25 protein-coding genes are annotated in these 24,971 nt (G+C 54.6%); 2 read left to right on the forward strand and 23 right to left on the reverse strand.

All coding sequences use genetic code 11. From position 1 onward, the window contains the following. Nucleotides 1-73: 73 nt before the first annotated feature. Nucleotides 74-277 (forward strand): twin-arginine translocase subunit TatE, encoded by a 204-nt coding sequence (gene tatE / locus P346_RS06995; protein ID WP_023310742.1) that lies wholly within the window; start codon nucleotides 74-76, stop codon nucleotides 275-277. 81 nt (nucleotides 278-358) lie between these two features. On the opposite strand, the gene lipA is transcribed toward tatE, so the two are convergent. The 14 genes from lipA to leuS all read right to left on the reverse strand — a co-directional run bounded on the left by lipA (nucleotide 359) and on the right by leuS (nucleotide 15,317). Continuing rightward, on the reverse strand, nucleotides 359-1,324 hold the full coding sequence (gene lipA, locus P346_RS06990) for a lipoyl synthase (protein ID WP_023334887.1): 966 nt from the start codon (nucleotides 1,322-1,324) through the stop codon (nucleotides 359-361). 207 nt (nucleotides 1,325-1,531) lie between these two features. Next, on the reverse strand, nucleotides 1,532-2,485 hold the full coding sequence (locus P346_RS06985; RefSeq protein WP_032661085.1) for a YbeF family transcriptional regulator: 954 nt from the start codon (nucleotides 2,483-2,485) through the stop codon (nucleotides 1,532-1,534). Between the two features lie 291 nt (nucleotides 2,486-2,776). Next, complete coding sequence (lipB, locus tag P346_RS06980) at nucleotides 2,777-3,418, reverse strand: lipoyl(octanoyl) transferase LipB (RefSeq protein WP_032661088.1); 642 nt, start codon at nucleotides 3,416-3,418, stop codon at nucleotides 2,777-2,779. A gap of 93 nt (nucleotides 3,419-3,511) precedes the next feature. After that, entirely contained in the window at nucleotides 3,512-3,775 is a 264-nt protein-coding gene (gene ybeD / locus P346_RS06975) for a DUF493 family protein YbeD (RefSeq protein ID WP_006177135.1), read from the reverse strand. 106 nt (nucleotides 3,776-3,881) lie between these two features. Continuing rightward, nucleotides 3,882-5,093, reverse strand: coding sequence for a D-alanyl-D-alanine carboxypeptidase DacA (dacA, locus tag P346_RS06970; RefSeq protein ID WP_014069323.1), 1,212 nt, complete (start codon nucleotides 5,091-5,093; stop codon nucleotides 3,882-3,884). Between the two features lie 139 nt (nucleotides 5,094-5,232). Then, on the reverse strand, nucleotides 5,233-6,342 hold the full coding sequence (gene rlpA, locus P346_RS06965; protein WP_032661090.1) for an endolytic peptidoglycan transglycosylase RlpA: 1,110 nt from the start codon (nucleotides 6,340-6,342) through the stop codon (nucleotides 5,233-5,235). Between the two features lie 16 nt (nucleotides 6,343-6,358). Continuing rightward, nucleotides 6,359-7,471 (reverse strand): peptidoglycan glycosyltransferase MrdB, encoded by a 1,113-nt coding sequence (gene mrdB, locus P346_RS06960; RefSeq protein WP_023310746.1) that lies wholly within the window; start codon nucleotides 7,469-7,471, stop codon nucleotides 6,359-6,361. A gap of 2 nt (nucleotides 7,472-7,473) precedes the next feature. Then, nucleotides 7,474-9,375, reverse strand: coding sequence for a peptidoglycan DD-transpeptidase MrdA (mrdA, locus tag P346_RS06955; protein WP_023310747.1), 1,902 nt, complete (start codon nucleotides 9,373-9,375; stop codon nucleotides 7,474-7,476). 28 nt (nucleotides 9,376-9,403) lie between these two features. Next, complete coding sequence (gene rlmH, locus P346_RS06950) at nucleotides 9,404-9,871, reverse strand: 23S rRNA (pseudouridine(1915)-N(3))-methyltransferase RlmH (RefSeq protein WP_003858701.1); 468 nt, start codon at nucleotides 9,869-9,871, stop codon at nucleotides 9,404-9,406. A 3-nt stretch (nucleotides 9,872-9,874) separates the two neighbouring features. After that, the gene (gene rsfS / locus P346_RS06945) at nucleotides 9,875-10,192 is read right to left on the reverse strand and encodes a ribosome silencing factor (protein ID WP_023334893.1); all 318 of its coding nucleotides are present in this window, start codon (nucleotides 10,190-10,192) and stop codon (nucleotides 9,875-9,877) included. 269 nt (nucleotides 10,193-10,461) lie between these two features. After that, the gene (gene nadD / locus P346_RS06940) at nucleotides 10,462-11,127 is read right to left on the reverse strand and encodes a nicotinate-nucleotide adenylyltransferase (protein ID WP_032661093.1); all 666 of its coding nucleotides are present in this window, start codon (nucleotides 11,125-11,127) and stop codon (nucleotides 10,462-10,464) included. After that, nucleotides 11,120-12,151 carry a DNA polymerase III subunit delta gene (holA, locus tag P346_RS06935; protein WP_032661095.1) on the reverse strand — a complete coding sequence of 344 codons (1,032 nt, stop codon included), beginning with the start codon at nucleotides 12,149-12,151 and terminating at the stop codon, nucleotides 11,120-11,122. Before holA ends, nadD begins: the two co-directional genes overlap by 8 nt. Then, complete coding sequence (gene lptE / locus P346_RS06930; RefSeq protein WP_032661098.1) at nucleotides 12,151-12,720, reverse strand: LPS assembly lipoprotein LptE; 570 nt, start codon at nucleotides 12,718-12,720, stop codon at nucleotides 12,151-12,153. The genes holA and lptE overlap by 1 nt, the downstream gene beginning before the upstream one ends. Nucleotides 12,721-12,734: 14 nt before the next feature. Beyond that, entirely contained in the window at nucleotides 12,735-15,317 is a 2,583-nt protein-coding gene (gene leuS, locus P346_RS06925) for a leucine--tRNA ligase (RefSeq protein WP_032661101.1), read from the reverse strand. A 214-nt stretch (nucleotides 15,318-15,531) separates the two neighbouring features. Here leuS and P346_RS06920 point away from each other — a divergent pair, with 214 nt between their 5' ends. Then, on the forward strand, nucleotides 15,532-16,014 hold the full coding sequence (locus P346_RS06920; protein ID WP_032661386.1) for a zinc ribbon-containing protein: 483 nt from the start codon (nucleotides 15,532-15,534) through the stop codon (nucleotides 16,012-16,014). A 149-nt stretch (nucleotides 16,015-16,163) separates the two neighbouring features. On the opposite strand, the gene rihA is transcribed toward P346_RS06920, so the two are convergent. The 9 genes from rihA to P346_RS06875 all read right to left on the reverse strand — a co-directional run bounded on the left by rihA (nucleotide 16,164) and on the right by P346_RS06875 (nucleotide 24,858). Further along, nucleotides 16,164-17,105: a pyrimidine-specific ribonucleoside hydrolase RihA gene (gene rihA / locus P346_RS06915; protein ID WP_032661104.1), complete on the reverse strand. Its 942-nt coding sequence runs from the start codon at nucleotides 17,103-17,105 to the stop codon at nucleotides 16,164-16,166. Between the two features lie 120 nt (nucleotides 17,106-17,225). Next, nucleotides 17,226-17,951: an amino acid ABC transporter ATP-binding protein gene (locus tag P346_RS06910; protein ID WP_029740140.1), complete on the reverse strand. Its 726-nt coding sequence runs from the start codon at nucleotides 17,949-17,951 to the stop codon at nucleotides 17,226-17,228. Next, nucleotides 17,951-18,625, reverse strand: a complete 675-nt coding sequence (gltK, locus tag P346_RS06905; RefSeq protein WP_023334900.1) for a glutamate/aspartate ABC transporter permease GltK — start codon at nucleotides 18,623-18,625, stop codon at nucleotides 17,951-17,953. The genes P346_RS06910 and gltK overlap by 1 nt, the downstream gene beginning before the upstream one ends. Further along, nucleotides 18,625-19,365: an amino acid ABC transporter permease gene (locus tag P346_RS06900; RefSeq protein WP_023310756.1), complete on the reverse strand. Its 741-nt coding sequence runs from the start codon at nucleotides 19,363-19,365 to the stop codon at nucleotides 18,625-18,627. The genes gltK and P346_RS06900 overlap by 1 nt, the downstream gene beginning before the upstream one ends. Nucleotides 19,366-19,520: 155 nt before the next feature. Beyond that, nucleotides 19,521-20,426, reverse strand: a complete 906-nt coding sequence (locus tag P346_RS06895; RefSeq protein ID WP_023334902.1) for an amino acid ABC transporter substrate-binding protein — start codon at nucleotides 20,424-20,426, stop codon at nucleotides 19,521-19,523. Nucleotides 20,427-20,835: 409 nt separating this feature from the next. Further along, entirely contained in the window at nucleotides 20,836-22,374 is a 1,539-nt protein-coding gene (gene lnt, locus P346_RS06890; protein ID WP_032661107.1) for an apolipoprotein N-acyltransferase, read from the reverse strand. Between the two features lie 5 nt (nucleotides 22,375-22,379). Beyond that, entirely contained in the window at nucleotides 22,380-23,258 is an 879-nt protein-coding gene (gene corC, locus P346_RS06885) for a CNNM family magnesium/cobalt transport protein CorC (RefSeq protein WP_021242574.1), read from the reverse strand. 89 nt (nucleotides 23,259-23,347) lie between these two features. Then, entirely contained in the window at nucleotides 23,348-23,815 is a 468-nt protein-coding gene (gene ybeY, locus P346_RS06880) for an rRNA maturation RNase YbeY (protein WP_032661108.1), read from the reverse strand. Further along, nucleotides 23,812-24,858 carry a PhoH family protein gene (locus P346_RS06875; RefSeq protein ID WP_008501053.1) on the reverse strand — a complete coding sequence of 349 codons (1,047 nt, stop codon included), beginning with the start codon at nucleotides 24,856-24,858 and terminating at the stop codon, nucleotides 23,812-23,814. Before P346_RS06875 ends, ybeY begins: the two co-directional genes overlap by 4 nt. Nucleotides 24,859-24,971: the final 113 nt, after the last annotated feature.

The raw sequence follows: 24,971 nt of genomic DNA on the forward strand, positions 1-24,971 counted from the left end.
ACGCGCTAAATGACCGTTAATACAGTCAGGTTTTGGCGCTGAATGCAGCCTGTTTTAAGTAAAGAAGGTATCTATGGGTGAGATTAGTATTACCAAACTGCTGGTGGTTGCCGCACTGGTCGTCCTGCTGTTTGGTACCAAGAAGTTACGCACGCTGGGTGGTGACCTGGGGGCTGCCATCAAAGGCTTTAAGAAAGCGATGAACGATGATGATGCAGCGGCGAAGAAAAGCGCCGAGGATGACGTCCCGGCAGACAAGCTTTCTCACAAAGAGTGACAGCAACGCCTGAGGGCTTGCGAAAAAAAACCGGCTCATGAGGCCGGTTTTTTTGTATTACTGTAAATGAATATTACAGCATTATTTGACTTCTTCGCCTTTAGCCTGCATATCGGCATGGTATGAGGAGCGAACGAATGGGCCGCAGGCAGCGTGGGTGAAGCCCATCGCCATCGCTTCGGCTTTCATTTCGTCGAATTCGTCCGGGCTCACGTAGCGCTGTACCGGCAGGTGGTGACGGCTTGGCTGCAGATACTGTCCCAGGGTCAACATGGTCACACCGTGGCGGCGAAGATCGCGCATCACCTCGATGATTTCCTCATTGGTTTCACCCAGACCCACCATCAGACCAGACTTGGTCGGAATATGCGGATGCGCTTCTTTGAAACGCTCCAGCAGTTTCAGGGACCAGTTATAGTCAGCGCCCGGGCGGACCTGACGGTAGATACGCGGCACGTTCTCCAGGTTATGGTTAAACACATCTGGCGGCGTTGCGGTCAGGATATCCAGCGCGCGGTCCATACGGCCACGGAAGTCAGGCACCAGCGTCTCGATTTTGATGTTTGGGCTTTTCTCGCGAATGGCCGTAATGCAGTCGGCGAAGTGCTGAGCACCACCGTCACGCAGGTCGTCACGGTCAACGGACGTGATAACCACATAACGCAGCGCCATGTCGGCGATGGTCTGCGCCAGCTTCTGGGGTTCGTTAGCATCAGGCGCGACTGGACGGCCATGAGCAACATCGCAGAACGGGCAGCGGCGGGTACAGATAGCACCCAGAATCATAAACGTCGCGGTACCATGATTGAAACATTCAGCAAGGTTCGGACAAGAGGCTTCTTCACAGACGGAGTGAAGGCCATTCTTGCGCATCGCCGCTTTGATCCCCTGGATACGCGAAGAGTCGGCCGGAAGTTTGATTTTCATCCATTCCGGTTTTCTTAACAGCGCCTCGCGCTCTGTAGCCACGTTTTTAACCGGGATAAGGGCCATTTTATCGGCATCGCGGTATTTAACACCGCGTTCCATCACAATGGGTTTACTCATAGCGTGCGTGTTCCAGTTGCGAATATCGAAGGAAAGCGTTTCAATTCAAGGGAATGTTGTATTTATCAACTATTTTTGAACGAACGACAGGCAGTATATCATTGAAACGGTCGTTAAAGCAGCCTGCCAGATCGCCAATTTGTAAAATAGTTGTTGTTTTGTGTCTTTTGCCCTGCGGCTTGCAGGGACTTGTGCTGGCTACACCTGTCAGAAGGCCTGACGGATAATGCGGATGACGTTTTCCAGGACCGGATCGCGCAAACTCAGCTTGTTGTAATGCAGTGAAATCTCGATAGATTCAGCATTAAGCTGACCGAGCGGGATGCTTTCCAGCGGCCAGCATTTTTGTAGCAGGCTGTACAGGCGTGATGGCATAACGCACAGCATGTCGCTGCTGCCGATCAGGGATGCGGTGGTAAACATATTGTAACTGCTGAAGCTGATCTGACGTTCCGGGAAAATTTCATCAATACGCTGACGAAGCGCATGATTAGACTGCCCTTCGGTCATGAAAGACGAGTGGTCGTAGTTGCGCAGGTTTTCGATGGTCAACGGCTCGCTAAGAGCGGGGTGCTGCTGGCGGCAAACCAGTACCAGGTTATCCGCATAAAGCACATTTTGCCCCAGCGCTCTGGCACTGAAGCTGCCGCTTTCAATAATCAGGTCCGTCTGGAACTGGGCAAGCTGAATGTCAGGTTCATTAAGAGGGACATTGCGAAGCAGGAGCTGCGGAGCATGTTCTTTCACGGCCTGGAAGATCGCCGGCATCACCAGCACCCCCACAGAAGGGGAACAGCCGATGGTGATGGTTCGCTGCTTATCATAGCTCCCGGTTAAATCCAGTGCGCCCAGAATCGACTCCAGCCCCTGGCTGATGTACTCATGGAGATGCGTGGCGTAAGCCGTCGGCGTTACCCCCTGGCCCTTGCGGATAAATAATGGGTCAGGAAATATAGCGCGAAGCTTTTGGATTGACTGGCTTATTGCTGATGGCGTGAGATTAAGAATTTTCGCAGCATTAACGATACCCTTATGGACATATACCGCCTCAAAAATAGTCAGTAAATTGAGATCAATATTACGTAAAGTCCGAAAAATTTGTGGCTTGTCTTCGCCACCGGGTTCATTCAGTCGTTTGGCTGGTAAATTATTATACTCCACGCTTTCACTCCGTATACATTCACAATATGAATGATAGTTGAATTTATTTATTATGCTTGTAGAGATTCGTAAAGTGTTGGTTTTGTTTCACTTGTTTATCAAAAGCAAACAGTTGAGTGATTATTGCTCACGTTACTTATGCCGTGTTTGCCGTGCTTGCTGGAGGCTAAATAATATGTAGCGGTAATATTCGGGCGCTTCGAAAATATAGAATCTATGGATTATTGTAAAGTGCAAAAGCGGTAAATAAACAGTGGCCCGCCAAATTATCGAGCCCTGTTGTATGATGTATTAAGCAGGGATATATTCGTGTGGTGGATTGTTAAGTAGTGCTAAAACGTTTCTCAAAAGCACTGGACGAATAGTTTCTGGCGTTGCGGTTTCAACCCACTGGCGTACCTGCGTCATTTCCATGCCGGCATAGCCGCAGGGGTTAATGCGCTGGAAAGGCGCGAGGTCCATATTAATATTCAAGGCCAGGCCATGGAATGAGCAGCCTTTACGAATACGCAGCCCCAGGGAGCAGATCTTCATTTCCCCAACGTAAACGCCCGGCGCATCGGCGCGTGGATGCGCGTCAATACCATATTCCGCCAGCGTGTTGACGACAGTTTGTTCCAGTAAGGTAACCAGCTCACGTACGCCAAGCTTTCTGCGTTTCAGATTGAGCAGGACGTACATCACCTGCTGTCCGGGACCATGATAAGTGACCTGACCACCGCGATCGCTCTGAATAACCGGAATATCTCCTGTCATTAGCAAATGTTCTGCTTTACCCGCCTGGCCCTGCGTAAATACCGGAAGGTGTTCGACCAGCCAGATTTCATCCGGGGTGCTGTCATCGCGTGAATCGGTGAAGTCATGCATAGCCTGGGAGACAGGCTCATAAGGTTGCAGGCCGAGGTGACGGACCAGAATTTTATCCTGAAACAAAACTGCGTCTCCGAAGACGAGGGACAAAAGGTTGGGGGAGTATATCACAGCGGGGAGAGGGGTTACCCGGCAAACCGGGTAACCGCAAAGGGACTACAGCACCATACGAACAATTTCGATATTGCCGAGCTCTTCGTACAGCGTTTCCACCTGCTCAATGTGTGTCGCAGTGATGGTAATAGAGACAGAGTGGTAGTTGCCCTTGCTGCTTGGTTTTACTGACGGAGAGTAGTCACCCGGCGCATGGCGCTGTACCACTTCAACCACCTGATCAACCAGCTCAGGTTTCGCCAGACCCATTACTTTGTAGGTAAATGAGGTTGGGAATTCAAGCAGTTCGTTAAGTTTGGTTTTCATGTCAGCTCCGGCGTAACGTCAAAAAATAATAACTCCCACGTCAGGTGGGAGTTATCAGGATACTTAGTATATGGGGATCAAAATCACACTTTCAAGTGTTCAATTTTCAACCAAACCAGTGGTGGAACATCAATTTAATGTAATCAATGATTTTGCCGAAGAAATTGCCTTCAGGAATTTCTTGCAGGACAACCAGCGGACGCTGATCGATCGTTTTTCCATCCAGCTGGAAGTTGATCGTGCCCACAACCTGGTTTTTCTGCAGCGGGGCATGCAGCTCGGTACTGTTCAGCACGTAGCTGGCTTTCAGATCCTTCATACGACCGCGTGGAATGGTCAGGTAGAGATCTTTATCAACGCCGAGTGAAGCACGGTCGTTGTCGCCGAACCAGACGGGTTCAGACGCAAACTCTTTGCCTGCTTTCAGTGGGTTCACGGTTTCGAAGAAGCGGAAGCCCCAAGTCAGCAGTTTCTTGCTTTCTGTTTCACGACCTTTAAAGGTGCGGCCGCCCATCACGGCAGAGATCAGACGCATCTGACCTTCAGTGGCAGAGGCCACCAGGTTGTAGCCCGCTTTGTCGGTGTGGCCAGTTTTGATGCCGTCAACGTTCAGGCTGTTATCCCACAGCAGGCCGTTACGGTTGGTCTGACGAATACCGTTGAAGGTGAACTCTTTCTCTTTATAGATAGAGTATTCATTAGGGACATCGCGGATCAGCGCCTGACCAATCAGGGCCATATCACGTGCGGAGCTGTACTGACCGTCAGCGTCCAGGCCGTGTACTGTCTGGAAATGGCTGTTTTTCAGACCCAGCGCGGTAACGTAGCTGTTCATCAGACCCACAAAGGCATCCTGGCTACCGGCGGCGAAATCGGCCATCGCCACGCAGGCATCGTTACCAGACTGCAGGTTGATACCACGAATCAGCTGGGAAACAGGAACCTGCATACCCGGCTTCAGGAACATCAGAGAGGAACCTTTGAAAACAGGGTTCCCGGTTGCCCAAGCATCGTTACCGATGGTGACCAGATCCGATTCTTTGAATTTACCTGCCTTCATCGCCTGGCCGATAACGTAGCTGGTCATCATTTTGGTCAAGCTGGCCGGGTCACGGCGGGCATCGGCATTCTGTTCTGCCAGCACTTTGCCAGAGTTGTAATCGATCAGGATGTAGGATTCCGCGTCGATTTGCGGAACGCCAGGGATCATGGTCTTGATATTCAGGTCATCGGCGTGAGCTGCAGAGAGCGCAGCAGCGCAAAGGGCCGTGGTCAGCGCCATGCGCTGCACAAAACGAGCAGAAAAAGTGGTCTTCATGGTCAGAACTACGACATCCGTGATGGAATTAAAAAAAGTGCCTTACTATAGCAAATGCTATTCAGGCAGGCATCCGACTTTAAGCATGAGTTTGTGAATGTGTTTTACACTAACTGACAATTCGGATACCGCCGGTTAATTATTTCGCAACAGCGATAAATGACTGAAGTTGAGCTTCATTCTGCAGACGCTGCTGCAGGGATGCGGCCTGCGATTTGCTGGCAAACGGCCCCATCTGAATGCGCCAGACCGCACCGTTCTGCTCAACGCGTCCTGGTACGCCAAACTGCTGGCTCAGACGCTGTTGATACTGTTTGGCCCGCGCCTGATCGCTCACTGCGCCTACCTGAACCACATAGCTGCCGCTGGCCGCTGCTGGAGCCGCCGCCGCACTTTGCGTGGCCGCTGGCGCCGTTACGGGAGTCGGCTGGGTTGCAGGTGCCGCAACGGGAGCAGGGGCCGGAGTCGGCTCACTACCTTCCAGCACGCCCGAGGCTAAGGTCGTCGGTGCGCCAAGAAAGCCGCTACTCTTTACCGGCGCGCCGGTAGAATCCTCGCTTTGCAGCGTGTCATTGCTGATCGGGCGTATTTCTCCCCCCGGCTGAGCTGGCTCTGCCGGAGACGAGACGCTTCCCATTCCGCCGTCAAGATTTGGGCGGTCAGGAAGGGCATAGGTCTGTTTTGCCACCGTGGTACACGCGGTACCTGGCCCGGAGAGCGAACCATCCTGTGCGACGATAATCGGATCAATACGGACTTTGGTGTTGTTCGAGGTGTTCAGGCGATCGGCAGACGCGCGCGACAGGGAGATCACCCGGTCATTTCCGTAAGGACCACGGTCGTTGATACGCACGACGATCATGCGGCCATTCGCCAGGTTGGTGATACGGGCGTAGCTCGGGATCGGCAGCGTCGGGTGTGCCGCCGTCAGCTGCATTGGGTCGAACGCTTCCCCGGAAGCCGTCAGGTTACTGCCTGGCTCGGCATCATAAATGGCGGCAAAGCCCGCCTGACTGAAACGGGAAGGATCCTGAACAATTTTATAGCTTTTGCCGTCGCGCTCGTAATCCTGATTGGCACTGGCATTCAGCGGTTCATAAACGGGATCGGCACCGCTGATTTCAACGATTGGGCCATTACACACCGCAGGCTGCGGCGGCGCGACGGTTGCCTGTTGCTGACCATCATCACTTGTGCAGGCCGCAAGTAAACTTGCCGCAATGCAGATCCCCAGCCACTGCTTACGCATTCCGATCCCCTTATTTTTATACGCTTTTTGACAACATTTTTCTGTGGGTATGGATCGACATCACGATACCAAACCCGGCCATCAACACGATCAGTGCCGAGCCTCCGTAACTCACCAGCGGCAGCGGTACGCCTACCACCGGCAGAATACCACTCACCATACCAATATTTACGAAGACATAAACGAATAAAATCAGCATCAACCCGCCGGCCATAACGCGACCAAAGGTGGTTTGCGCGCGTGCTGCAATCCACAATCCCCGCATGATCAGCAGGACGTACAGCGCCAGCAATATTAAGATGCCAACCAGCCCCAGCTCTTCCGCCAGTACCGCAAAAATAAAGTCGGTGTGACGTTCCGGTAAAAACTCCAGCTGCGACTGCGTGCCGTGCAGCCAGCCTTTACCGCGCAGGCCGCCGGAGCCAATCGCAATCTTGGACTGAATAATATGATAGCCCGCGCCCAGCGGATCGGTTTCCGGATCGAGCAGCATCATGACGCGCTGGCGCTGGTAGTCATGCATCAGGAAGAACCAGAGGATAGGAATGAACGCTGCAATCAGCACCACCGCGATACCAATCAGGCGCCAGCTCAGTCCCGACAGGAAAAGAACAAACAGGCCGGAGAGGGCAATAAGAATTGAGGTGCCAAGGTCAGGCTGCGCCGCAACCAGCAGCGTCGGCAGGAAAATCAGCACCAGCGCGATGGCGGTATTTTTCAGCGACGGCGGACAGACGTCGCGGTTGATAAAGCGTGCCACCATCAATGGAACGGCGATTTTGGCGATTTCTGAGGGCTGGAAGCGGACAACGCCCAGATCCAGCCAGCGCTGCGCCCCTTTAGAAATAGCGCCAAACGCATCTACCGCAACCAGCAAAATAATACAGAAGATGTAGAGATAGGGCGCCCAGCCTTCGTAGACGCGCGGCGGGATTTGCGCCATCACTACCATGATGATCAGACCCATGGCGATCTGGCCGATTTTGCGCTCCATCATGCCGATGTCCTGGCCGCTGGCGCTCCAGATAACCAGGGCGCTGTACACCAGCAGAGCCAGCAGGATCAGCAGCATGGCTGGGTCGATGTGGATTTTATCCCACAGCGATTTTTTATTTGGATTATCCGTCATGATTATTGGTCCTCCGCCGCAGCGGCGGCCGGGTTTTCAGCCGGCAGTTCGGTGTTGTTATCACCCAGCATAATGTGGTCAAGGATCTGGCGCATGATGGTCCCTACTGCTGGCCCGGCGCCGCCGTTCTCCAGAATCATCGCCACCGCGACCTGCGGGTTATCATAAGGGGCAAACGCCGTCATCAGCTTATGGTCACGCAGACGTTCAGCAATGCGGTGCGCGTTATAGGTTTCATTGGCTTTCAAACCAAACACCTGGGCAGTACCGGACTTTGCGGCCACTTTGTACGGCGTACCGGCGAAGTACTTGTGCGCGGTACCGTTCGGGCGGTTTGCCACGCCGTACATACCGTCTTTCGCAATTTCCCAGAAGCCGGAATGAATGTCACCCACCGGGGCCTCGTGCGGCTGGTTCCACGGCACTTTTTTGCCGTCTTCAACCGTGCTCTGTAACAGATGAGGCACTTTTACCACGCCGTCATTGATGAGGATCATCATGGCTTTGTTCATCTGAATCGGCGTCGCCGTCCAGTAGCCCTGGCCGATACCCACCGGAATGGTGTCACCCTGATACCACGGTTTTTTAAAGCGCTTCAGCTTCCATTCACGCGTTGGCATGTTGCCAGAACGTTCTTCTGAAAGGTCAACGCCGGTGTAATGCCCGTAGCCGAATTTGCTCATCCACTCTGACAGGCGGTCGATACCCATGTCATACGCCACCTGATAGAAGAAGGTATCCGCAGACTCCTCCAGCGATTTGGTGACGTTCAGATGACCGTGGCCCCATTTTTTCCAGTCACGATAGCGCTTATCTGAACCCGGCAGCTGCCACCAGCCCGGGTCAAACAGGCTGGTGTTACGGTTGATGACGCCGGCACTCAGCGCAGAGACCGCCACGTACGGTTTAACCGTTGATGCTGGCGGATAAACCCCTTGCGTCGCGCGGTTCACCAGCGGCGTGTTCGGGTCATTCAGCAGACCGGAATAGTCTTTACTGGAAATGCCGTCAACAAAGAGGTTCGGGTCATAGCTAGGCATGGAGACCATCGCCAGGATGCCGCCGGTACGAGGATCGGTGACCACAACGGCTGCTCGGCTGCCCGCCAGCAGGGTTTCGATATACTGCTGAAGCTTGAGGTCGAGCGTGAGATAGACGTCATGCCCCGCCTGGGGCGGCACTTCTTTCAGCTGGCGGATCACGCGGCCGCGGTTGTTAACTTCAACTTCTTCATAGCCGGTTTGCCCGTGCAGAACGTCTTCGTAGTAACGTTCGATCCCCAGCTTACCGATATCGTGCGTAGCAGCGTAGTTGGCCAGCTTGCCGTCTTTATCAAGGCGGTCGACGTCTTTGTCGTTAATCTTGGAAACGTAGCCAATCACATGCGTCAGCGCGGAGCCGTAGGGATAGTAGCGACGCTTATATCCCTTCACTTCCACGCCGGGGAAACGGTACTGGTTCACCGCAAAGCGGGCCACCTGTACTTCCGTAAGATTGGTTTTAACCGGGATCGAGGTGAAGCGGTGAGAGCGGGCGCGCTCTTTTTTGAAGGCCGCGATATCGTCATCGTTAAGGTCGACAACGCTTTTCAGCGCTTCCAGAGTATCCTGAACATTATCGACTTTTTCCGGCATCATCTCGATTTGATAGATGGTGCGGTTCAACGCCAGCGGGGTGCCGTTACGATCGTAAATAATGCCGCGGCTGGGTGCGATAGGCACCAGCTTAATGCGGTTTTCGTTTGAACGCGTCTGGTAGTCGGTAAAGCGGACAATTTGCAGATTATAGAGGTTGGCGATCAGCACGCCGGTAAGCAGCAAAATCCCGGTAAAGGCGACCAGCGCCCGGCGCACAAACAGCGCGGACTCAGCCGTATAGTCGCGAAAAGAATTCTGTAGTTTCATCCGCTGCTTAATCTACCCTGGTCAGTCATTACTCGCGGTGATAGGGGTGGTTGGTAGTAATGCTCCACGCGCGATACAGGCTTTCTGCCACCAGTACCCGAACGAGCGGGTGGGGAAGCGTCAGCGCGGAGAGAGACCAACTTTGTTCAGCCGCCGCTTTGCAGGCAGGGGATAACCCTTCTGGTCCGCCAATCAACAGACTGACGTCACGACCATCCTGCTTCCAGCGCTCCAGTTCGTGCGCCAGCTGCGGTGTATCCCAGGGTTTACCTGGAATATCGAGGGTGACGATGCGGTTTTTGCCTGCGGCAGCCAGCATCAGTTCGCCCTCTTTATCGAGAATACGTTTGATATCGGCGTTCTTGCCGCGCTTACCGGCGGGAATTTCCACCAGCTCGAACGGCATGTCTTTTGGAAAACGACGCAGATATTCAGTAAAACCGGTTTGTACCCAGTCCGGCATTTTGGTGCCGACGGCGACCAGCTGTAACTTCACGCATTAACCCCAGAGTTTTTCCAGCTCATACAGGCGACGGCTCTCGTCCTGCATGACGTGGACAATCACATCGCCGAGGTCGACTACCACCCAGTCAGCCGTCGCTTCACCTTCAACACCCAGCGGCAACAGCCCTGCTGCACGCGATTCCTGAACCACGTGATCGGCAATTGAAACAACATGACGCGTCGATGTACCGGTGCAGATGATCATGCAGTCGGTAATACTGGATTTACCCTTAACGTCGATAGCGATGATGTCCTGACCTTTCAGGTCATCAATTTTGTCAATAACAAAATCCTGGAGTGCTTTACCCTGCAAGTTTTCCCCCTGGGGTGAATGAGATTGTAAAACTTAGAATTCGTAGCCAGACAGTATACCTGAACTCACGCCTGCGTCGGGACAAATGTCTCCGGCCGGGCTTTTGAAGGCGGGTATCATCCCACCCTCCGCCTGAGATTGCATTGCCATTTTTGTAAAACAATTTCTGTAAAGCAATGATCGGCGGGAAAGTCTGGCTGCGGAGAATAACAGTATGGCTTACCCTGTCAAGGCAGGATAAACAATAAGCCGCTTTTTATGCTCTCCGGCTATTCATCTGCGCTTTTCTGATACAAACCGTGCGCATGGATATAGGCCAGCACCGGGGTTGGCAGCAGATCGTCACACGCTAAACCCTGCTGCAAACGCTCGCGAATGAGAGTCGCAGAGATGTCGAACCACGGCGTTTCCGCCAGATAGATCTTCCCGGCAGGCTGGTTGTGAAGATCTTCAACATTATCGGTGAGATGGTCTTCCAGCCACTGCTGGTACTGCTCTTCGCGCATGGTCAGCGGATAGCCAGGACGGCGGCAGACGAGCAGGTGGCTGTTCTCCAGAATGGTTTCATACTGATGCCACGTAGGGAAATTCAGCAGTGAATCCTGGCCGATGATAAAAGCCAGCGGCTGCTCTGGTCCTTGTTCGGCGCGCCACTCCTGAAGCGTCTGAGACGTCCAGGAGGGCGTGTCGCGACGCAGCTCACGCTCGTCAAGTCGGAAGAGCGGTTTATCTGCGATGGCAAGGGCAAGCATCTCTTTTCGCTGCTCGCTGGTCGCCTCGGGCTGTGGACGATGGGGCGGGACATTGTTGGGCATGATGGTGACGCGCTGAAGTCCGATCAGATTCGCCAGAATTTCAACCGGCTTCAGATGTCCGTAATGTACCGGATCGAAGGTGCCGCCATATAAGGCCTGTAAAGAATGCATGCTATCCATCAATAAAAACGTCTGCCAGCGCCTTGTGGCAGAGCAGGAGAGAAAGGCTTTCCAGCTCCGCCCAGACCGACTGGCCGTAATCTTGTTTTAACGTGAGCTCTGCGCGCATCAGAAGCTGTACAGCCTGACGAAGCTGTTCATGACTCAGGCGGTTGACGGCCTCGGTGGTCAAAGCGCGGCGATTTTGCCACACGCGGTGTTTATCAAACAGCGAACGCAGCGGCGTATGGGCCGACTGACGCTTGAGCGTAATCAGCAGCAGCAATTCGCGCTGCAGCGTACGCAGCAGAATAACCGCTTCGCTCCCTTCGAGACGCAGCTGCTGCAGAATATGCAGGGCGCGTTTGCTCTTCGCCGACAGCAGCGCGTCCACCCAGTGGAACGGCGTGAAGTGCGCCGCGTCGTTAACGGCCTGCTCGACGCGCGGCAAGGTCAGCTTGCCATCCGGCCAGAGCAGGGAGAGTCTGTCCAGCGCCTGCGCCAGGGCCAGCAGGTTACCTTCATAGCAGTAGCAGAGCAGTTGGTTCGCCGCATCATCAAGCTGAAGGTTGTTCTGCTTTGCTCTCGCTGCCACCCATTTTGGCAGATGCGCCTGTTCAGGCGTCTGGCAGGTGACCTGCACCGCGTGGGCTGCGAGCTGGGTAAACCACGCCGCATTTTCCTGCGCTTTGGTGAGCTTGTTGCCGCGCACAATCAGCAGCAGATCGCTGTGAAGCAGGCTGACCAGCGTCGCCAGCTGTTCATTGATGGCCGCGTTAGGGCCGTTCTCAGGCAGCAGGATCTGAATAGTCTGGCGCGACGCAAAAAGGCTCATCGCCTGACAGAGTGAGAAGAGGGCATTCCAGTCGGTGTTGTTATCCAGCTGGACGGTGTGGTGTTCATCGAAGCCCTGAGAGGCGGCCTCATGCCGCACGGCATCCAGGCTTTCCTGAAGCAATAACGGATCGTTTCCAAGAAGCAGATACGCCGCGCGCAGCCCTTCTTTGAGCTGCGCGCGGAGTTGTTCAGGATACAGCCTGATCATCATTTACCCAGAGAGTTAGCAGCAGGAAGCGTGCCGGCAACCGGTTTTTCAACGATGTCAGATCCTTGTTTAGTCGACGCTGCGATAGCTGGCAGTTTGCGGATCAGCTGTTCTGCCACCTTGTCGTACATTTCGTTGATGATAATCTGCTGTTCGGCATCTTTTGCCAGCGCCGTCTGCGGGTTATCGAAGAACGAACGGTACACTTTAGCGCTGATTGGGTAGATGTCTTTACCCGGGATCAGAACGGCTGCGTTGACCGTCATAACCATCTGGTATTCTGCGGTTCGACCATCCTGGAAGATAGAGGCCGTATCTCTCGACAGACCACTTCCTGTAACGCGCAGAGACGGTACATCCTGGCGCAGCGTTTGTTTCTCAACAAGCTCAACGCCGTTCAGACGCAGCTGATTACGAATTGCCCGGCTGAGTGGACCATTCGGATCGGATGAGTCGAAAATCATCGTTTTCATCTCAGCAGGCACCGCCGTGGTATTGCGCAGGTGCCAGCCACAGCCGGCGGTGACAAGCACCGCTAGTGATAAGAGTATTGTTGCCAGTTGTCGCACGTTTCCTCCCGCGCTTAGCCAACGACCAGATTGAGCAGTTTACCCGGTACGTAGATCGCTTTACGTACGGTAACGCCCTCAAGATATTTTGCGACCAGAGGTTCCTGGCCCGCGCGCTCGCGAACCTGTTCTTCGGTTGCATCGACCGCCACGGTAATTTTACCGCGGACTTTGCCGTTTACCTGGACCACAACCAGCGTCGTGTTTTCCACCATCGCTGATTCGTCAGCCTGCGGCCACGGCGCGTTGTCGATATCGCCTTCGCCTTTCAGCTCCTGCCACAGGGTGAAGCTGACGTGCGGAGTGAACGGGTTCAGCATGCGAACGACGGCCAGCAGCGCTTCACGCATGAGGGCACGATCCTGCTCGCCGTCCTGCGGAGCCTTCGCCAGCTTGTTCATCAGTTCCATAATAGCCGCAATTGCGGTATTGAAGGTCTGACGACGACCAATATCATCGGTCACTTTCGCAATTGTTTTATGAACATCGCGACGCAGCGCCTGCTGATCTTCAGTCAGTGCGGCGGCGTTCAGCGCCGGGGCATCGCCCAGTGCAGTGTGTTCGTAAACCAGTTTCCAGACGCGTTTCAGGAAGCGGTTCGCGCCTTCCACGCCGGACTCCTGCCATTCCAGGGTCATGTCGGCCGGAGAGGCAAACATCATGAACAGACGCACGGTATCCGCACCGTAACGCTCAACCATTACCTGTGGATCGATGCCGTTGTTTTTCGACTTGGACATCTTGCTCATGCCGGTGTAGACCAGTTCATGACCTTCGGCGTCTTTCGCCTTAACGATACGGCCCTTCTCGTCGCGCTCAACGATCGCATCAACCGGAGAAACCCAGTTACGCTCGCCGTTGGCACCGACGTAATAGAACGCATCTGCCAGTACCATGCCCTGACACAGCAGCTGTTTTGCTGGTTCGTCAGAGTTCACCATGCCAGCATCGCGCATCAGTTTGTGGAAGAAGCGGAAGTAGAGCAGGTGCATGATGGCGTGTTCGATGCCGCCGATGTAGATATCTACCGGCAGCCAGTAGTTTGCCGCATCGGAATCGAGCATACCGTCCTGATACTGCGGGCAGGTGTAGCGCGCATAGTACCAGGATGACTCCATAAAGGTGTCAAAGGTGTCGGTTTCACGCAGCGCAGGCTGACCGTTAACGGTGGTTTTTGCCCACTCAGGATCGGCTTTGATGGGGCTGGTGATACCGTCCATGACCACGTCTTCCGGCAGGATCACCGGCAGCTGATCTTCCGGGGTTGGCATCACGGTGCCATCTTCCAGCGTCACCATCGGGATTGGCGCACCCCAGTAACGCTGACGGGAGACGCCCCAGTCGCGCAGACGGAAGTTAACTTTACGCTCGCCCACGCCCAGAGAGGCCAGCTTATCGGCGATGGCGTTGAAGCCCTCTTCGAAGCTCAGGCCGCTAAATTCACCAGAGTTGAACAGGGTGCCTTTTTCAGTCAGCGCGTGTTCAGACAGGTCTGGTTCTGAACCGTCAGCCGCCAGGATAACAGGCTTGATGGTCAGGCCATATTTGGTGGCAAATTCGTAGTCGCGCTGGTCGTGACCCGGAACAGCCATCACGGCGCCTGTGCCGTACTCCATCAGAACGAAGTTGGCGGCCCAGACAGGGATTGCTTCGCCAGTGAGTGGGTGAATGGCTTTAAAGCCGGTATCAACCCCTTTTTTCTCCATCGTCGCCATGTCGGCTTCGGCCACTTTGGTGTTGCGGCACTCGTCGATGAAGGTAGCCAGCTCCGGATTGTTTTCCGCCGCTTTCTGCGCCAGCGGGTGACCTGCGGCCACCGCCAGGTAGGTCGCGCCCATGAAGGTGTCCGGACGGGTGGTGTAGACCGTCAGGGTCTGGTCGTAGTTCTCAACGTTGAAGGTAATCTCCACGCCTTCAGAACGGCCGATCCAGTTGCGCTGCATGGTCTTAACGGTATCTGGCCAGTGATCCAGGTTATCCAGATCGTTCAGCAGCTCATCAGCGTAAGCGGTGATTTTAATAAACCACTGTGGAATCTCTTTACGCTCAACTTTGGTGTCACAGCGCCAGCAGCAGCCGTCGATAACCTGTTCGTTCGCGAGAACGGTCTGGTCGTTCGGACACCAGTTAACGGCAGAGGTCTTCTTATACACCAGGCCTTTTTTGTACAGCTCGGTGAAGAACTTCTGCTCCCAGCGATAGTATTCCGGGGTACAGGTTGCCAGCTCGCGGCTCCAGTCATAGCCAAAGCCCAGCATTTTGAGCTGGTTTTTCATGTACGCGATGTTGTCGTACGTCCACGGTGCCGGAGCGGTGTTGTTTTTGACCGCCGCGCCTTCCGCAGGCAGACCGAACGCATCCCAGCCGATAGGCTGCAGAACGTTTTTGCCCAGCATGCGCTGGTAGCGTGCAATCACATCGCCGATGGTGTAGTTACGCACATGGCCCATGTGTAGTCGACCAGAAGGATAGGGAAGCATCGACAGGCAGTAATACTTCTCTTTGCTCTCGTCTTCGGTTACTTCAAAGGTGCGCTTCTCGTCCCAGTGTTGCTGGACTTTTGATTCTATCTCTTCCGGGCGGTATTGCTCTTGCATGGCAGCCAGTGGTCCTGTTTTCAATACAGCTACAAATGTAGCCAATGGATGTGGTAACTCAGATCCGCATAGCATAGCCCAAACGCCCGCGTCAAAACAGCCTTTCGCACAAATGCGCTTTGCAGGAATTTACCGGGTCTGTGCTTCACCTGACAAAGCGGCGATGAAATAAGGTCTATTATTAGAAATAGTTACTTACCCGGGAGGCAAAATGATGAACAAGGTTGCTCAATTTTACCGCGAACTGGTGGCGACACTGACGGAACGGCTGCGTAACGGCGAGCGAGATATCGACGCGCTGGTGGAGCAAGCGCGTGCCCGCGTGACGCAAACGGGTGAGTTAACGCGAACCGAAGTGGAAGAGGTAACGCGTGCCGTGCGTCGCGATCTGGAAGAGTTCGCGCGCAGCTATCAGGAGAGCCAGGAGGAAGTTACGGACAGCGTTTTTATGCGGGTGATTAAAGAGAGCCTGTGGCAGGAGCTGGCCGATATCACGGATAAAACGCAGCTGGAGTGGCGCGAGGTCTTTCAGGATTTGAACCATCACGGTGTGTATCACAGTGGTGAGGTGGTCGGGTTGGGAAATCTGGTATGTGAGAATTGCCACCACCATATTGCGGTGTATACGCCGGATGTCCTGCCGCTGTGTCCGAAATGCGGCCACGATCAGTTCCAGCGTCGGCCGTTTGAGCCCTAGGTAAAAGCAAAGCTGTTTGCACCCTCTCCCCATGGGAGAGGGCCGGGGTGAGGGCATCAGGCCGCAAAAGGTAAAAGCAAAACGGCAACCCCGTTGCCGTTTTTAGTGTTTGCTCCCTCTCCCCGTGGGAGAGGGTTGGGGTGAGGGCATCAGACCGCACAATAGTAAGCCAGCCTTTCCGCCAGCAAATCCACAAACGCCTCCCGGTCGATGTCCACCATCACCGTGGTGTTCGGCTTATTCCCCGTCAGCGAGTAGTAATCCACCACCGTCATTCCCTGGGTGTATTTTCCCTGCGTCTCAACACCAACCCATCTGTCCACGGTGGTGAACATCTCCGGCTTCAGTAGCCAGGCAATGGTGCACGGGTCGTGCAGCGGCGCGCCGTGGAATCCCCACTTCTCGGCTTTGTGATATTCCATAAAGAAGTCGAGCAGCTCGGCCACGGTTGTCGCGACCTTATTACCCACCGAGCGGAAACGCTCAATATCGTCCGCCATAATCTGCGCGCGGTGGGTAACGTCCAGTCCCGCCATTACAATCGGCAAGCCGGACTGGAAGACAATCTCAGCGGCTTCCGGGTCGACAAAGATGTTGAACTCCGCCGCAGGCGTCCAGTTACCGAGCCCCATGGCGCCACCCATAATCACAATAAGCGCAATTTTATTGTGCAGCTCGGGATGGCTGTTCAGCAGCAGCGCAACGTTGGTTTGCGGTCCGGTAGCCACCAGCGTTACCGGTTCTTCGCTTTCGCGCAGCACCTTCGCCATCAGCTCGACGGCGGTACAGTTTTGCGGCGCGAAGCCCGGCTCCGGCAGTGCCGGACCGTCCAGCCCGCTTTCACCATGAACGTTGTCGGCAATAATCAGCTCGCGCATCAGCGGCTTCACGGCCCCGCCGGCGACAGGTATATCGGTGCGTTTGAGCAGCGTGAGCATGCGCAGCACGTTGCGCAGGGTTTTTTCAGGCGTCTGGTTTCCCGCGGACGAGGTGACGGCTTTTACGTCGAGTTCAGGGGAGGCAAGTGCAAGGACGAGCGCGATCGCGTCATCATGACCCGGATCGCAATCGAGAATAATAGGCAGTGCCATAGCGTTCTCCATACGTAGCGTTATTTTGTGACAAGGTTAACGCTGCAATGTGACGCCGACGAGAGGAAGTGAGTGAAAGCGTGAAGCAGTGCGCAATCGACAGATTGCGCACCGAGAAGATTAGTGCAGGATTTTCGCGAGGAAATCCTTCGCACGTTCGGATTTCGGGTTAGCGAAGAACTCTTCTTTCGGTGAGTCTTCGACAATTTTCCCTTCGTCCATAAAGATCACGCGGTTGGCCACTTTACGGGCGAAGCCCATTTCGTGGGTCACCACCATCATGGTCATCCCTTCGTGCGCGAGTTCGACCATCACGTCCAGTACTTCGTTGATCATTTCTGGATCGAGCGCCGACGTTGGCTCATCAAACAGCATTGCCACCGGATCCATACACAGCGCGCGGGCGATCGCCACACGCTGCTGTTGGCCGCCAGAAAGCTGTGCCGGGAACTTATCGGCATGCGCCGAAAGCCCAACGCGTTCCAGGAGTTTAAGACCTTTCTCGCGCGACGCTTTTTTATCACGCTTAAGCACTTTTACCTGAGCCAGCGTCAGGTTCTCAATAATGGAGAGGTGAGGGAACAGCTCAAAGTGCTGGAACACCATGCCAACGTGAGAGCGAAGCTGAGCGAGGTTGGTTTTCTTATCGTTGACCCTGGTGCCGTTGACGACGATCTCACCCTGCTGCACCGGCTCCAGTCCGTTGACGGTTTTGATCAGCGTCGATTTACCGGAGCCGGACGGCCCGCACACCACCACCACGTCGCCTTTTTTGACTTCGGTAGAGCAGTCGGTCAGCACCTGAAAGTGCCCATACCATTTAGAAACATTTTTCAGGGAAATCATTATACCGTCCTTTTCTTCAGCCAGCTGACCAACAGCGACGCGCTTAAACTAATCACAAAATAGACCGCACCCGCGAAGAGCACCATTTCGACCTGCGTACCATCACGTTCACCGATGGTTGACGCGGTACGGAAGAAGTCTGCCAGACTCAGAACGTAGACCAGCGAGGTATCCTGGAACAGCACGATACCCTGGGTCAGCAGGAGCGGAACCATGGCGCGAAACGCCTGCGGCAGAATAATGAGCTGCATGGACTGCCAGTGCGTCATCCCCAGCGCCAGCGCGGCGCTGGATTGCCCGCGGGAGATACTCTGAATGCCCGCGCGGATAATCTCCGAGTAGTAAGCGGCCTCGAACATTGAGAACGCCACCATGGCGGAGATCAGACGGATATCGGTTTTCGGCGACAGCCCCAGCACGTTCTGCAGGAAGCCGGGCACAATCAGGTAAAACCACAGCAGCACCATCACCAGCGGGATGGAGCGGAACACGTTAACGTAGGCGGTCGCAAACCAGGCGAACGGCTTAAAGCTCGACAGGCGCATGACGGCCAGCAGGGTACCCCAGACGATACCAATGATGATGGCAATAACGGTGATTTTTAAGGTAATCACCAGGCCATCAAGCAGGTAAGGCATGGATGGAACGATAGAACTCCAGTCAAATTCGTACATTATTTGCCCCCCAGATTACCCGGCAGGCGGATTTTGCGTTCAACCAGGTTCATCACCAGCATGATGAAAGCGTTAATCAGAACATACGCGAGCGTGATCGCGGTGAAGGATTCCCACGCGTGGGCGGAGTAATCCAGCAGTTTGCCCGCCTGCGCGGCCATATCGACCAGGCCGATGGTTGAGGCGATGGCCGAGTTTTTCACCAGGTTCATCATCTCAGAGGTCATCGGTGGAACGATAACGCGGTAGGCGTTAGGCAGCAGCACGTAGCGGTAGGTTTGGGGCAGCGTCAGGCCCATCGCCAGGCCAGCGTTTTTTTGTCCGCGCGGCAATGACTGAATGGCGGCACGCACCTGCTCGCAAACGCGCGCAGCGGTAAACAGCCCCAGACACATCATGGAGGAGACAAAGAACTGCACGTTCGGATCCAGTTCCGACTTGAACCACATGCCAATATTTTCCGGCAGCAGTTCCGGGATGACCAGATACCAGGTAAAGAATTGCACGATCAGCGGAACGTTACGGAACAGTTCCACATACAGGGTGCCAAGCGTTGAAAGAAAACGGTTTGGGACGGTGCGCAGAATACCGAACAAAGAACCGACAAGAAACGCGATGATCCACGCCGTTATCGATAATGCCACGGTGACCTGAAAGCCGCTCCACAGCCAGCCAAGATAGGTTGTGTTGCCGAACGGGGCTTGTTGCAGGAATATGCCCCAGTTCCAGTCTATTGACATAATAAACTCCAGAAAAAAAAGGGTAGCAGCGCTACCCTCGAAGATTGGTGAGAAGCTCATTTTTCGCGCTGAGTGGGGAACGACCACTCAACGTATAGTCTGTCCATGCTTCCCGACAATCGAGAGGGCAGGAGATCCCGCCCCTGTTGTTCTAATTAGTTAAGAGCCTTGTCATTTGGAGATTTGAACAGCGCTTTCATGTCTTCAGACAGTTCAAAATTCATGTTCAGGTTTTTTGGTGGAATTGGGTTCTTGAACCACTTGTCGAACCATTTTTCGGCTTCGCCGGAGGTCTGCACCTGAGCGATGGTGTCATCGATCAGCTTTTTGAACTGCGGATCGTCTTTACGCAGCATACAGCCGTAGGCTTCTTTGGACTGCGCGGTACCGACGATATCCCAGTTGTCTGGTTTTTTCGCTTTCGCACGTTCGCCCGCCAGCAGGGCGTCATCCATCATAAACGCGACGGCACGACCGCTTTCCAGGGTACGGAAGGAGTCGCCATGGTCTTTCGCGCTGATGATGCGCATATCCATTTTCTTCTCGTCGTTCAGCTTGTGCAGCAGCACTTCTGACGTGGTACCGGAGGTCACAACAACCGCTTTGCCTTTCAGGTCAGCGAAGTCTTTGATCTCACCGCCTTTCTTCGTCAGCAGACGGGTGCCCACGACAAAGATGGTGTCAGAGAAGGCAGCCTGTTTCTGACGCTCGAGGTTGTTGGTGGTGGAGCCACACTCGAAGTCAAAGGTGCCGTTTTGCAGCAGTGGAATACGGTTCTGTGAAGTGATTGGGATCAGCTTCACCTGTAGGTCAGGTTTGTTCAGCTTTTTCTTCACAGCTTCAACGATGGCGTTGGAGTAATCCTGTGAATAGCCCACGACTTTTTGCGTGTTGTCGTAGTAAGAGAACGGGACAGAAGATTCACGGTGGCCGACCACGATCACGCCGTTTTTGGCAATCTTGTCGAGAGTGCTGCCTGCTGCAGGCGCATCTTCAGCGTGAACCACGCCTGCAGACATTCCCATAACCAGCATTGCTGTGGCCAGTTTACGTAATTGCATACCCAACTCCTTTTTTATCAGCGCCAGAGACGCTTTGATACCCATTGTGATGTTGTTATATCTCGCGCAATGCGAGTGCAGTGTTATGCAAGCTTGTTAACATTTAGTCTGGCTTAATGTAAAGATTTTGCTGCGTTATTGTTTATTTTTGCGAAGCGCGCCGCACCATTCAGAGGCAAATATCTCCCGTTGCACCGTTTCGGTGCTACCGACGATCTACGCTGGTGCGACAAAGTTGCACGTTAAGCCAAACTGCGTTTACCTGAATAAACAAAGCAATAGGCGTGCCAGAATGGGAGTCTGGAGAGAATTGTCGGGTGGCGGCTACGCCTTACCCGACCTACGGGAACGGAAATGTAAAATGTAGGCCGGGTAAGGCGTAGCCGCCACCCGGCAGGAAGAGGTGAGATTATCGACGACGCTGACGCAGGCTCATCAGCACCGCGCCAAAGCCGAACAGCGCGGTCAGTATCCACAGCGGCCAGTTGCCGGTGCGCGCGTATGGCGTCAGCCCCGTGGTTGGCGTGACTTTAGTGGTCAGTACCTCACGGGTAAACTGCGGGATCATCGCCTGAATTTCACCCTGCGGACCAATCACGGCGGTAATGCCGTTGTTGGTGCTGCGCAGCAGCGGACGCGCCAGCTCCAGGGAGCGCATACGTGCCATCTGGAAGTGCTGCCACGGGCCGATTGACTTACCAAACCACGCATCGTTGGAGATGGTCAGCAGGTAGTCAGTATCCGGGCGGAAGTTATCGCGTACCTGCTCGCCGAGAATGATTTCGTAGCAGATGGCCGCCGTCAGGGCCAGGCCGTGCGCGTGCAGCTGGGGCTGTACGTACGGGCCGCGGCTGAAAGAGGACATCGGCAGGTCAAAGAACGGGGCCAGCGGGCGCAGAATCGACTCCAGCGGGACAAATTCACCAAACGGCACCAGATGATTCTTGTTGTACCGGTCAGTGGAGTGATAGCTGTACTCGCTATCTTTCCCGAGCGTAATGATGCTGTTGTAGGTGTCGTAGCGGTTCTGCTGATTCAGACGCGCATCGACAATCCCGGTGATCAGCGTGCTGCCGCGCGCCAGCAGCAGGTCGTTCATCATGTTGAGGAACGGCTGCTGGTTAATTTCCAGATCGGGGATTGCAGATTCCGGCCAGATAATCAGCTGGGATTTACCCATCACCTCTTCGGTGGCGTTGGCGTAGATCTTCAGCGTATTCAGCAGCTCTTTCTCATCCCATTTCATAGACTGCGGGATATTCCCCTGCACCATGGAAACCTGCATGGCGCGCTCTGGCTCAGGCGTGAACCACTGGATATAGCGCAGCGGGAAGGGCAGGGCGAACAGCGCCAGCGCCACAGCCAGCGGCTTCCAGCAGCGTGTGACCAGCGCTAATACCAGCAGGCCGCTCACCACCATCAGCAGGAAGTTGATGGCCTCAACGCCCATTACCGGCGCCAGGCCTTTCAGGGGGCCGTCAATCTGGCTGTAGCCGAACTGTAGCCACGGGAAGCCCGTCAGCACCCAGCCGCGCAGGAACTCAGTTACCTGCCAGACCACCGGCGCGGCAATGGCGACGCGCAGCCAGGTGGTTTTTGGCCACAGGCGAGAAAGGATACCGGCGAACAGACCGGTATAGAGCGAGAGATACGCGGCGAGCAATACCACCAGGAAGACGTTTACCGGGCCAGGCATACCGCCAAACTGGGCGATGCTGACATAAACCCAGTTGATGCCTGAGCCAAACAGACCCAGCCCCCAGAAGTAACCGATGGCAGCGGCCTGTACCGGACGACGATTCAGGGTCAGGCCCTGAAGCCCCATCAGGGAGAGAATGGCGGCAGGCAAGATGTCGTAAGGAGAAAAAGCCAGCGTACCGCTGGCTCCAAGTAACAGCGCCAGCAGCAAACGGACGCGCTGGCGTTCAAACAGTGGGGCAAATGCCATTTACATTAATCTTCCAGTTTTGGCACCGGTGAGTCGTCCGGCGTTCTGACGTGAACCTGTATAATACGTCGGCTGTCGGCCATTGCCACTTTGAACTGGTAACCGTCGATGTCAACGGTCTCACCGCGCGCCGGGAGGTGGCCAAAGGCCTGCATCACCAGCCCGCCAATGGTATCGACCTCTTCATCGCTGAAGTGGGTACCGAAGGCGTCGTTAAAGTCCTCAATCGAGGCCAGCGCACGCACGGTCCAGGTGTGGCGGCTAAGCTGACGGAAGTCGATATCTTCTTCTTCGTCGTACTCGTCTTCGATTTCGCCCACGATCAGCTCAAGAATATCCTCGATCGTGACCAGACCGGAAACGCCACCAAATTCATCAATAACAATCGCCATGTGGTAACGCTGAGAGCGAAACTCTTTCAGCATCCGATCCACACGTTTACTTTCCGGCACAACCACGGCCTGGCGTAACACTTTTTCCATGCTGAAGGCTTCGGCATCGCTGCGCATAAACGGCAGCAGATCTTTCGCCATCAAAATCCCTTCGATGTGATCTTTGTCTTCGCTGATGACCGGGAAACGCGAGTGGGCGGATTCGATGATCACATCGAGGCACTCGTCCAGCGTCTGGTTACGTTTCAGGGTGATCATCTGCGAGCGGGGGATCATGATATCGCGAACGCGCTGGTCGGCGATGTCCATAACCCCTTCGAGCATTTCGCGCGTATCTTCGTCGATAAGGTCGTTCTGCCCGGAATCACGAATCAGCTCCAGCAGTTCATCACGGTTTTTGGGTTCGCCGTGGAAAAGCTGGTTCAGAATGAGGGAGAAAAATCCCTTTTTACTGGTTGTCGTGTCGCTACTGTGTGAATTGTCGTCGCTCATGGCGTTTGTTAAGGGTTCTCTTGTTAGTTCAACGTTTACCGCCACGCGATGTCCTTTCGTGGCGGCATGTGAGTCAGTCAGGTGACGGACTATTCTTTCTCGGCAATGTACGGATCCTCATAGCCCAGAGCAAGCATTATCTCTGTCTCGAGGGACTCCATCTCTTCCGCTTCATCATCTTCAATGTGATCGTAGCCGAGCAGATGCAGGCTGCCGTGTACCACCATATGCGCCCAGTGGGCCTCAAGCGGCTTTTGCTGCTCTTTCGCTTCCTGTTCAACCACCTGACGGCAGATGATCAGATCGCCCAGCAGCGGCATCTCAATGCCCGGCGGGGCTTCGAACGGGAAAGAGAGCACGTTGGTCGGCTTATCTTTCCCGCGATAGGTCAGGTTAAGCTCATGGCTTTCTGCTTCATCCACCAGGCGAATCGTGACTTCTGATTCTTCCTGAAACTGAGGAATAACGGCATCCAGCCATTTCTGAAACTGTGCCTCATCTGGCATGCCGGAATTGTCTTCACAGGCCTGCTGTAAATCGAGGATCACCTGACTCATTTCTGTTCTTGCTCCTGCGCTTCGCGCTTACGTTCTGCGGCCAGTTCGGCCTTACGCTTCTGATCCGCCTCTTCCCAGGCTTCATAGGCGTTAACGATACGCGCGACCACCGGGTGGCGTACCACGTCTTCACTGTGGAAGAAGTTAAAGCTGATTTCGTCGACCTCGGCCAGCACCTCAATGGCGTGGCGCAGGCCGGATTTGGTGCTGCGCGGCAGGTCGATCTGGGTGACGTCACCGGTAATGACCGCTTTCGAGTTAAAGCCGATACGCGTCAGGAACATCTTCATCTGTTCGATGGTGGTGTTCTGGCTTTCATCAAGAATGATGAACGCATCGTTCAGCGTACGACCGCGCATGTAGGCGAGCGGGGCAACTTCGATAACGTTACGCTCAATGAGCTTCTCGACCTTCTCAAAGCCCAGCATTTCGAACAGCGCATCGTATAAAGGACGCAGATACGGGTCGACCTTCTGGCTCAGATCGCCCGGCAGGAAGCCCAGCTTTTCGCCCGCTTCAACGGCCGGACGGGTCAGCAGAATTCGACGGATCTCCTGGCGTTCCAGCGCATCTACCGCAGCGGCAACGGCCAGATAGGTTTTACCCGTACCCGCCGGCCCCACCCCGAAGGTGATGTCGTGGTCGAGGATATTGGCGATGTACTGCGCCTGGTTTGGCGTACGCGGCTTAATGACGCCACGTTTGGTCTTGATATTGATTGCCTTACCGTAGTCCGGCACGCTTTCCGCGCTTTGCTCAAGCACGCGTGCCTCTTTAATGGCGAGGTGAATTTGTTCCGGTTCGATATCCTGAATTTCGCCGCGCATGGGGGATGTATCCACATACAGGCTACGCAGAATGTCCGCAGCGGCGTTGACGCAGATAGGGCGCCCGGTAAGTTTGAAATGATTATCGCGACGATTGATTTCGATACCCAGACGTCGCTCCAGTTGTTTGATGTTGTCATCAAACGGCCCGCACAGGCTCAGCAGGCGAGCGTTGTCTGCTGGCTCAAGGCTAATTTCACGCGTATCTATATTCAAACTGTTCCTCTTTAATTGGTTAACTGACCCATTGCGATAGGGCGTAATAAAACGGTCATTACCGAAATTATTCACGCCACAGAATAAAGGCGCAAGCGTTGCGGAAGATATTG

This window comes from Enterobacter sp. DC1, from assembly GCF_000568075.1.
Lineage (GTDB): Bacteria > Pseudomonadota > Gammaproteobacteria > Enterobacterales > Enterobacteriaceae > Enterobacter > Enterobacter asburiae.

Bases quoted from the DNA above. Each gene is read 5' to 3' on its own strand.
- P346_RS06900 (WP_023310756.1), bottom strand. From the start codon at position 19,365: ATGTCAATAGACTGGAACTGGGGCATATTCCTGCAACAAGCCCCGTTC.
- nadD (WP_032661093.1), bottom strand. From the start codon at position 11,127: ATGGATAGCATGCATTCTTTACAGGCCTTATATGGCGGCACCTTCGAT.
- mrdB (WP_023310746.1), bottom strand. From the start codon at position 7,471: ATGACGGATAATCCAAATAAAAAATCGCTGTGGGATAAAATCCACATC.
- gltK (WP_023334900.1), bottom strand. From the start codon at position 18,625: ATGTACGAATTTGACTGGAGTTCTATCGTTCCATCCATGCCTTACCTG.
- corC (WP_021242574.1), bottom strand. From the start codon at position 23,258: ATGAGCGACGACAATTCACACAGTAGCGACACGACAACCAGTAAAAAG.
- rlpA (WP_032661090.1), bottom strand. From the start codon at position 6,342: ATGCGTAAGCAGTGGCTGGGGATCTGCATTGCGGCAAGTTTACTTGCG.
- ybeD (WP_006177135.1), bottom strand. From the start codon at position 3,775: ATGAAAACCAAACTTAACGAACTGCTTGAATTCCCAACCTCATTTACC.
- tatE (WP_023310742.1), top strand. From the start codon at position 74: ATGGGTGAGATTAGTATTACCAAACTGCTGGTGGTTGCCGCACTGGTC.
- rihA (WP_032661104.1), bottom strand. From the start codon at position 17,105: ATGGCACTGCCTATTATTCTCGATTGCGATCCGGGTCATGATGACGCG.
- lipA (WP_023334887.1), bottom strand. From the start codon at position 1,324: ATGAGTAAACCCATTGTGATGGAACGCGGTGTTAAATACCGCGATGCC.
- holA (WP_032661095.1), bottom strand. From the start codon at position 12,151: ATGATCAGGCTGTATCCTGAACAACTCCGCGCGCAGCTCAAAGAAGGG.
- P346_RS06895 (WP_023334902.1), bottom strand. From the start codon at position 20,426: ATGCAATTACGTAAACTGGCCACAGCAATGCTGGTTATGGGAATGTCT.
- mrdA (WP_023310747.1), bottom strand. From the start codon at position 9,375: ATGAAACTACAGAATTCTTTTCGCGACTATACGGCTGAGTCCGCGCTG.
- P346_RS06910 (WP_029740140.1), bottom strand. From the start codon at position 17,951: ATGATTTCCCTGAAAAATGTTTCTAAATGGTATGGGCACTTTCAGGTG.
- dacA (WP_014069323.1), bottom strand. From the start codon at position 5,093: ATGAAGACCACTTTTTCTGCTCGTTTTGTGCAGCGCATGGCGCTGACC.
- leuS (WP_032661101.1), bottom strand. From the start codon at position 15,317: ATGCAAGAGCAATACCGCCCGGAAGAGATAGAATCAAAAGTCCAGCAA.
- lnt (WP_032661107.1), bottom strand. From the start codon at position 22,374: ATGGCATTTGCCCCACTGTTTGAACGCCAGCGCGTCCGTTTGCTGCTG.
- P346_RS06920 (WP_032661386.1), top strand. From the start codon at position 15,532: ATGAACAAGGTTGCTCAATTTTACCGCGAACTGGTGGCGACACTGACG.
- ybeY (WP_032661108.1), bottom strand. From the start codon at position 23,815: ATGAGTCAGGTGATCCTCGATTTACAGCAGGCCTGTGAAGACAATTCC.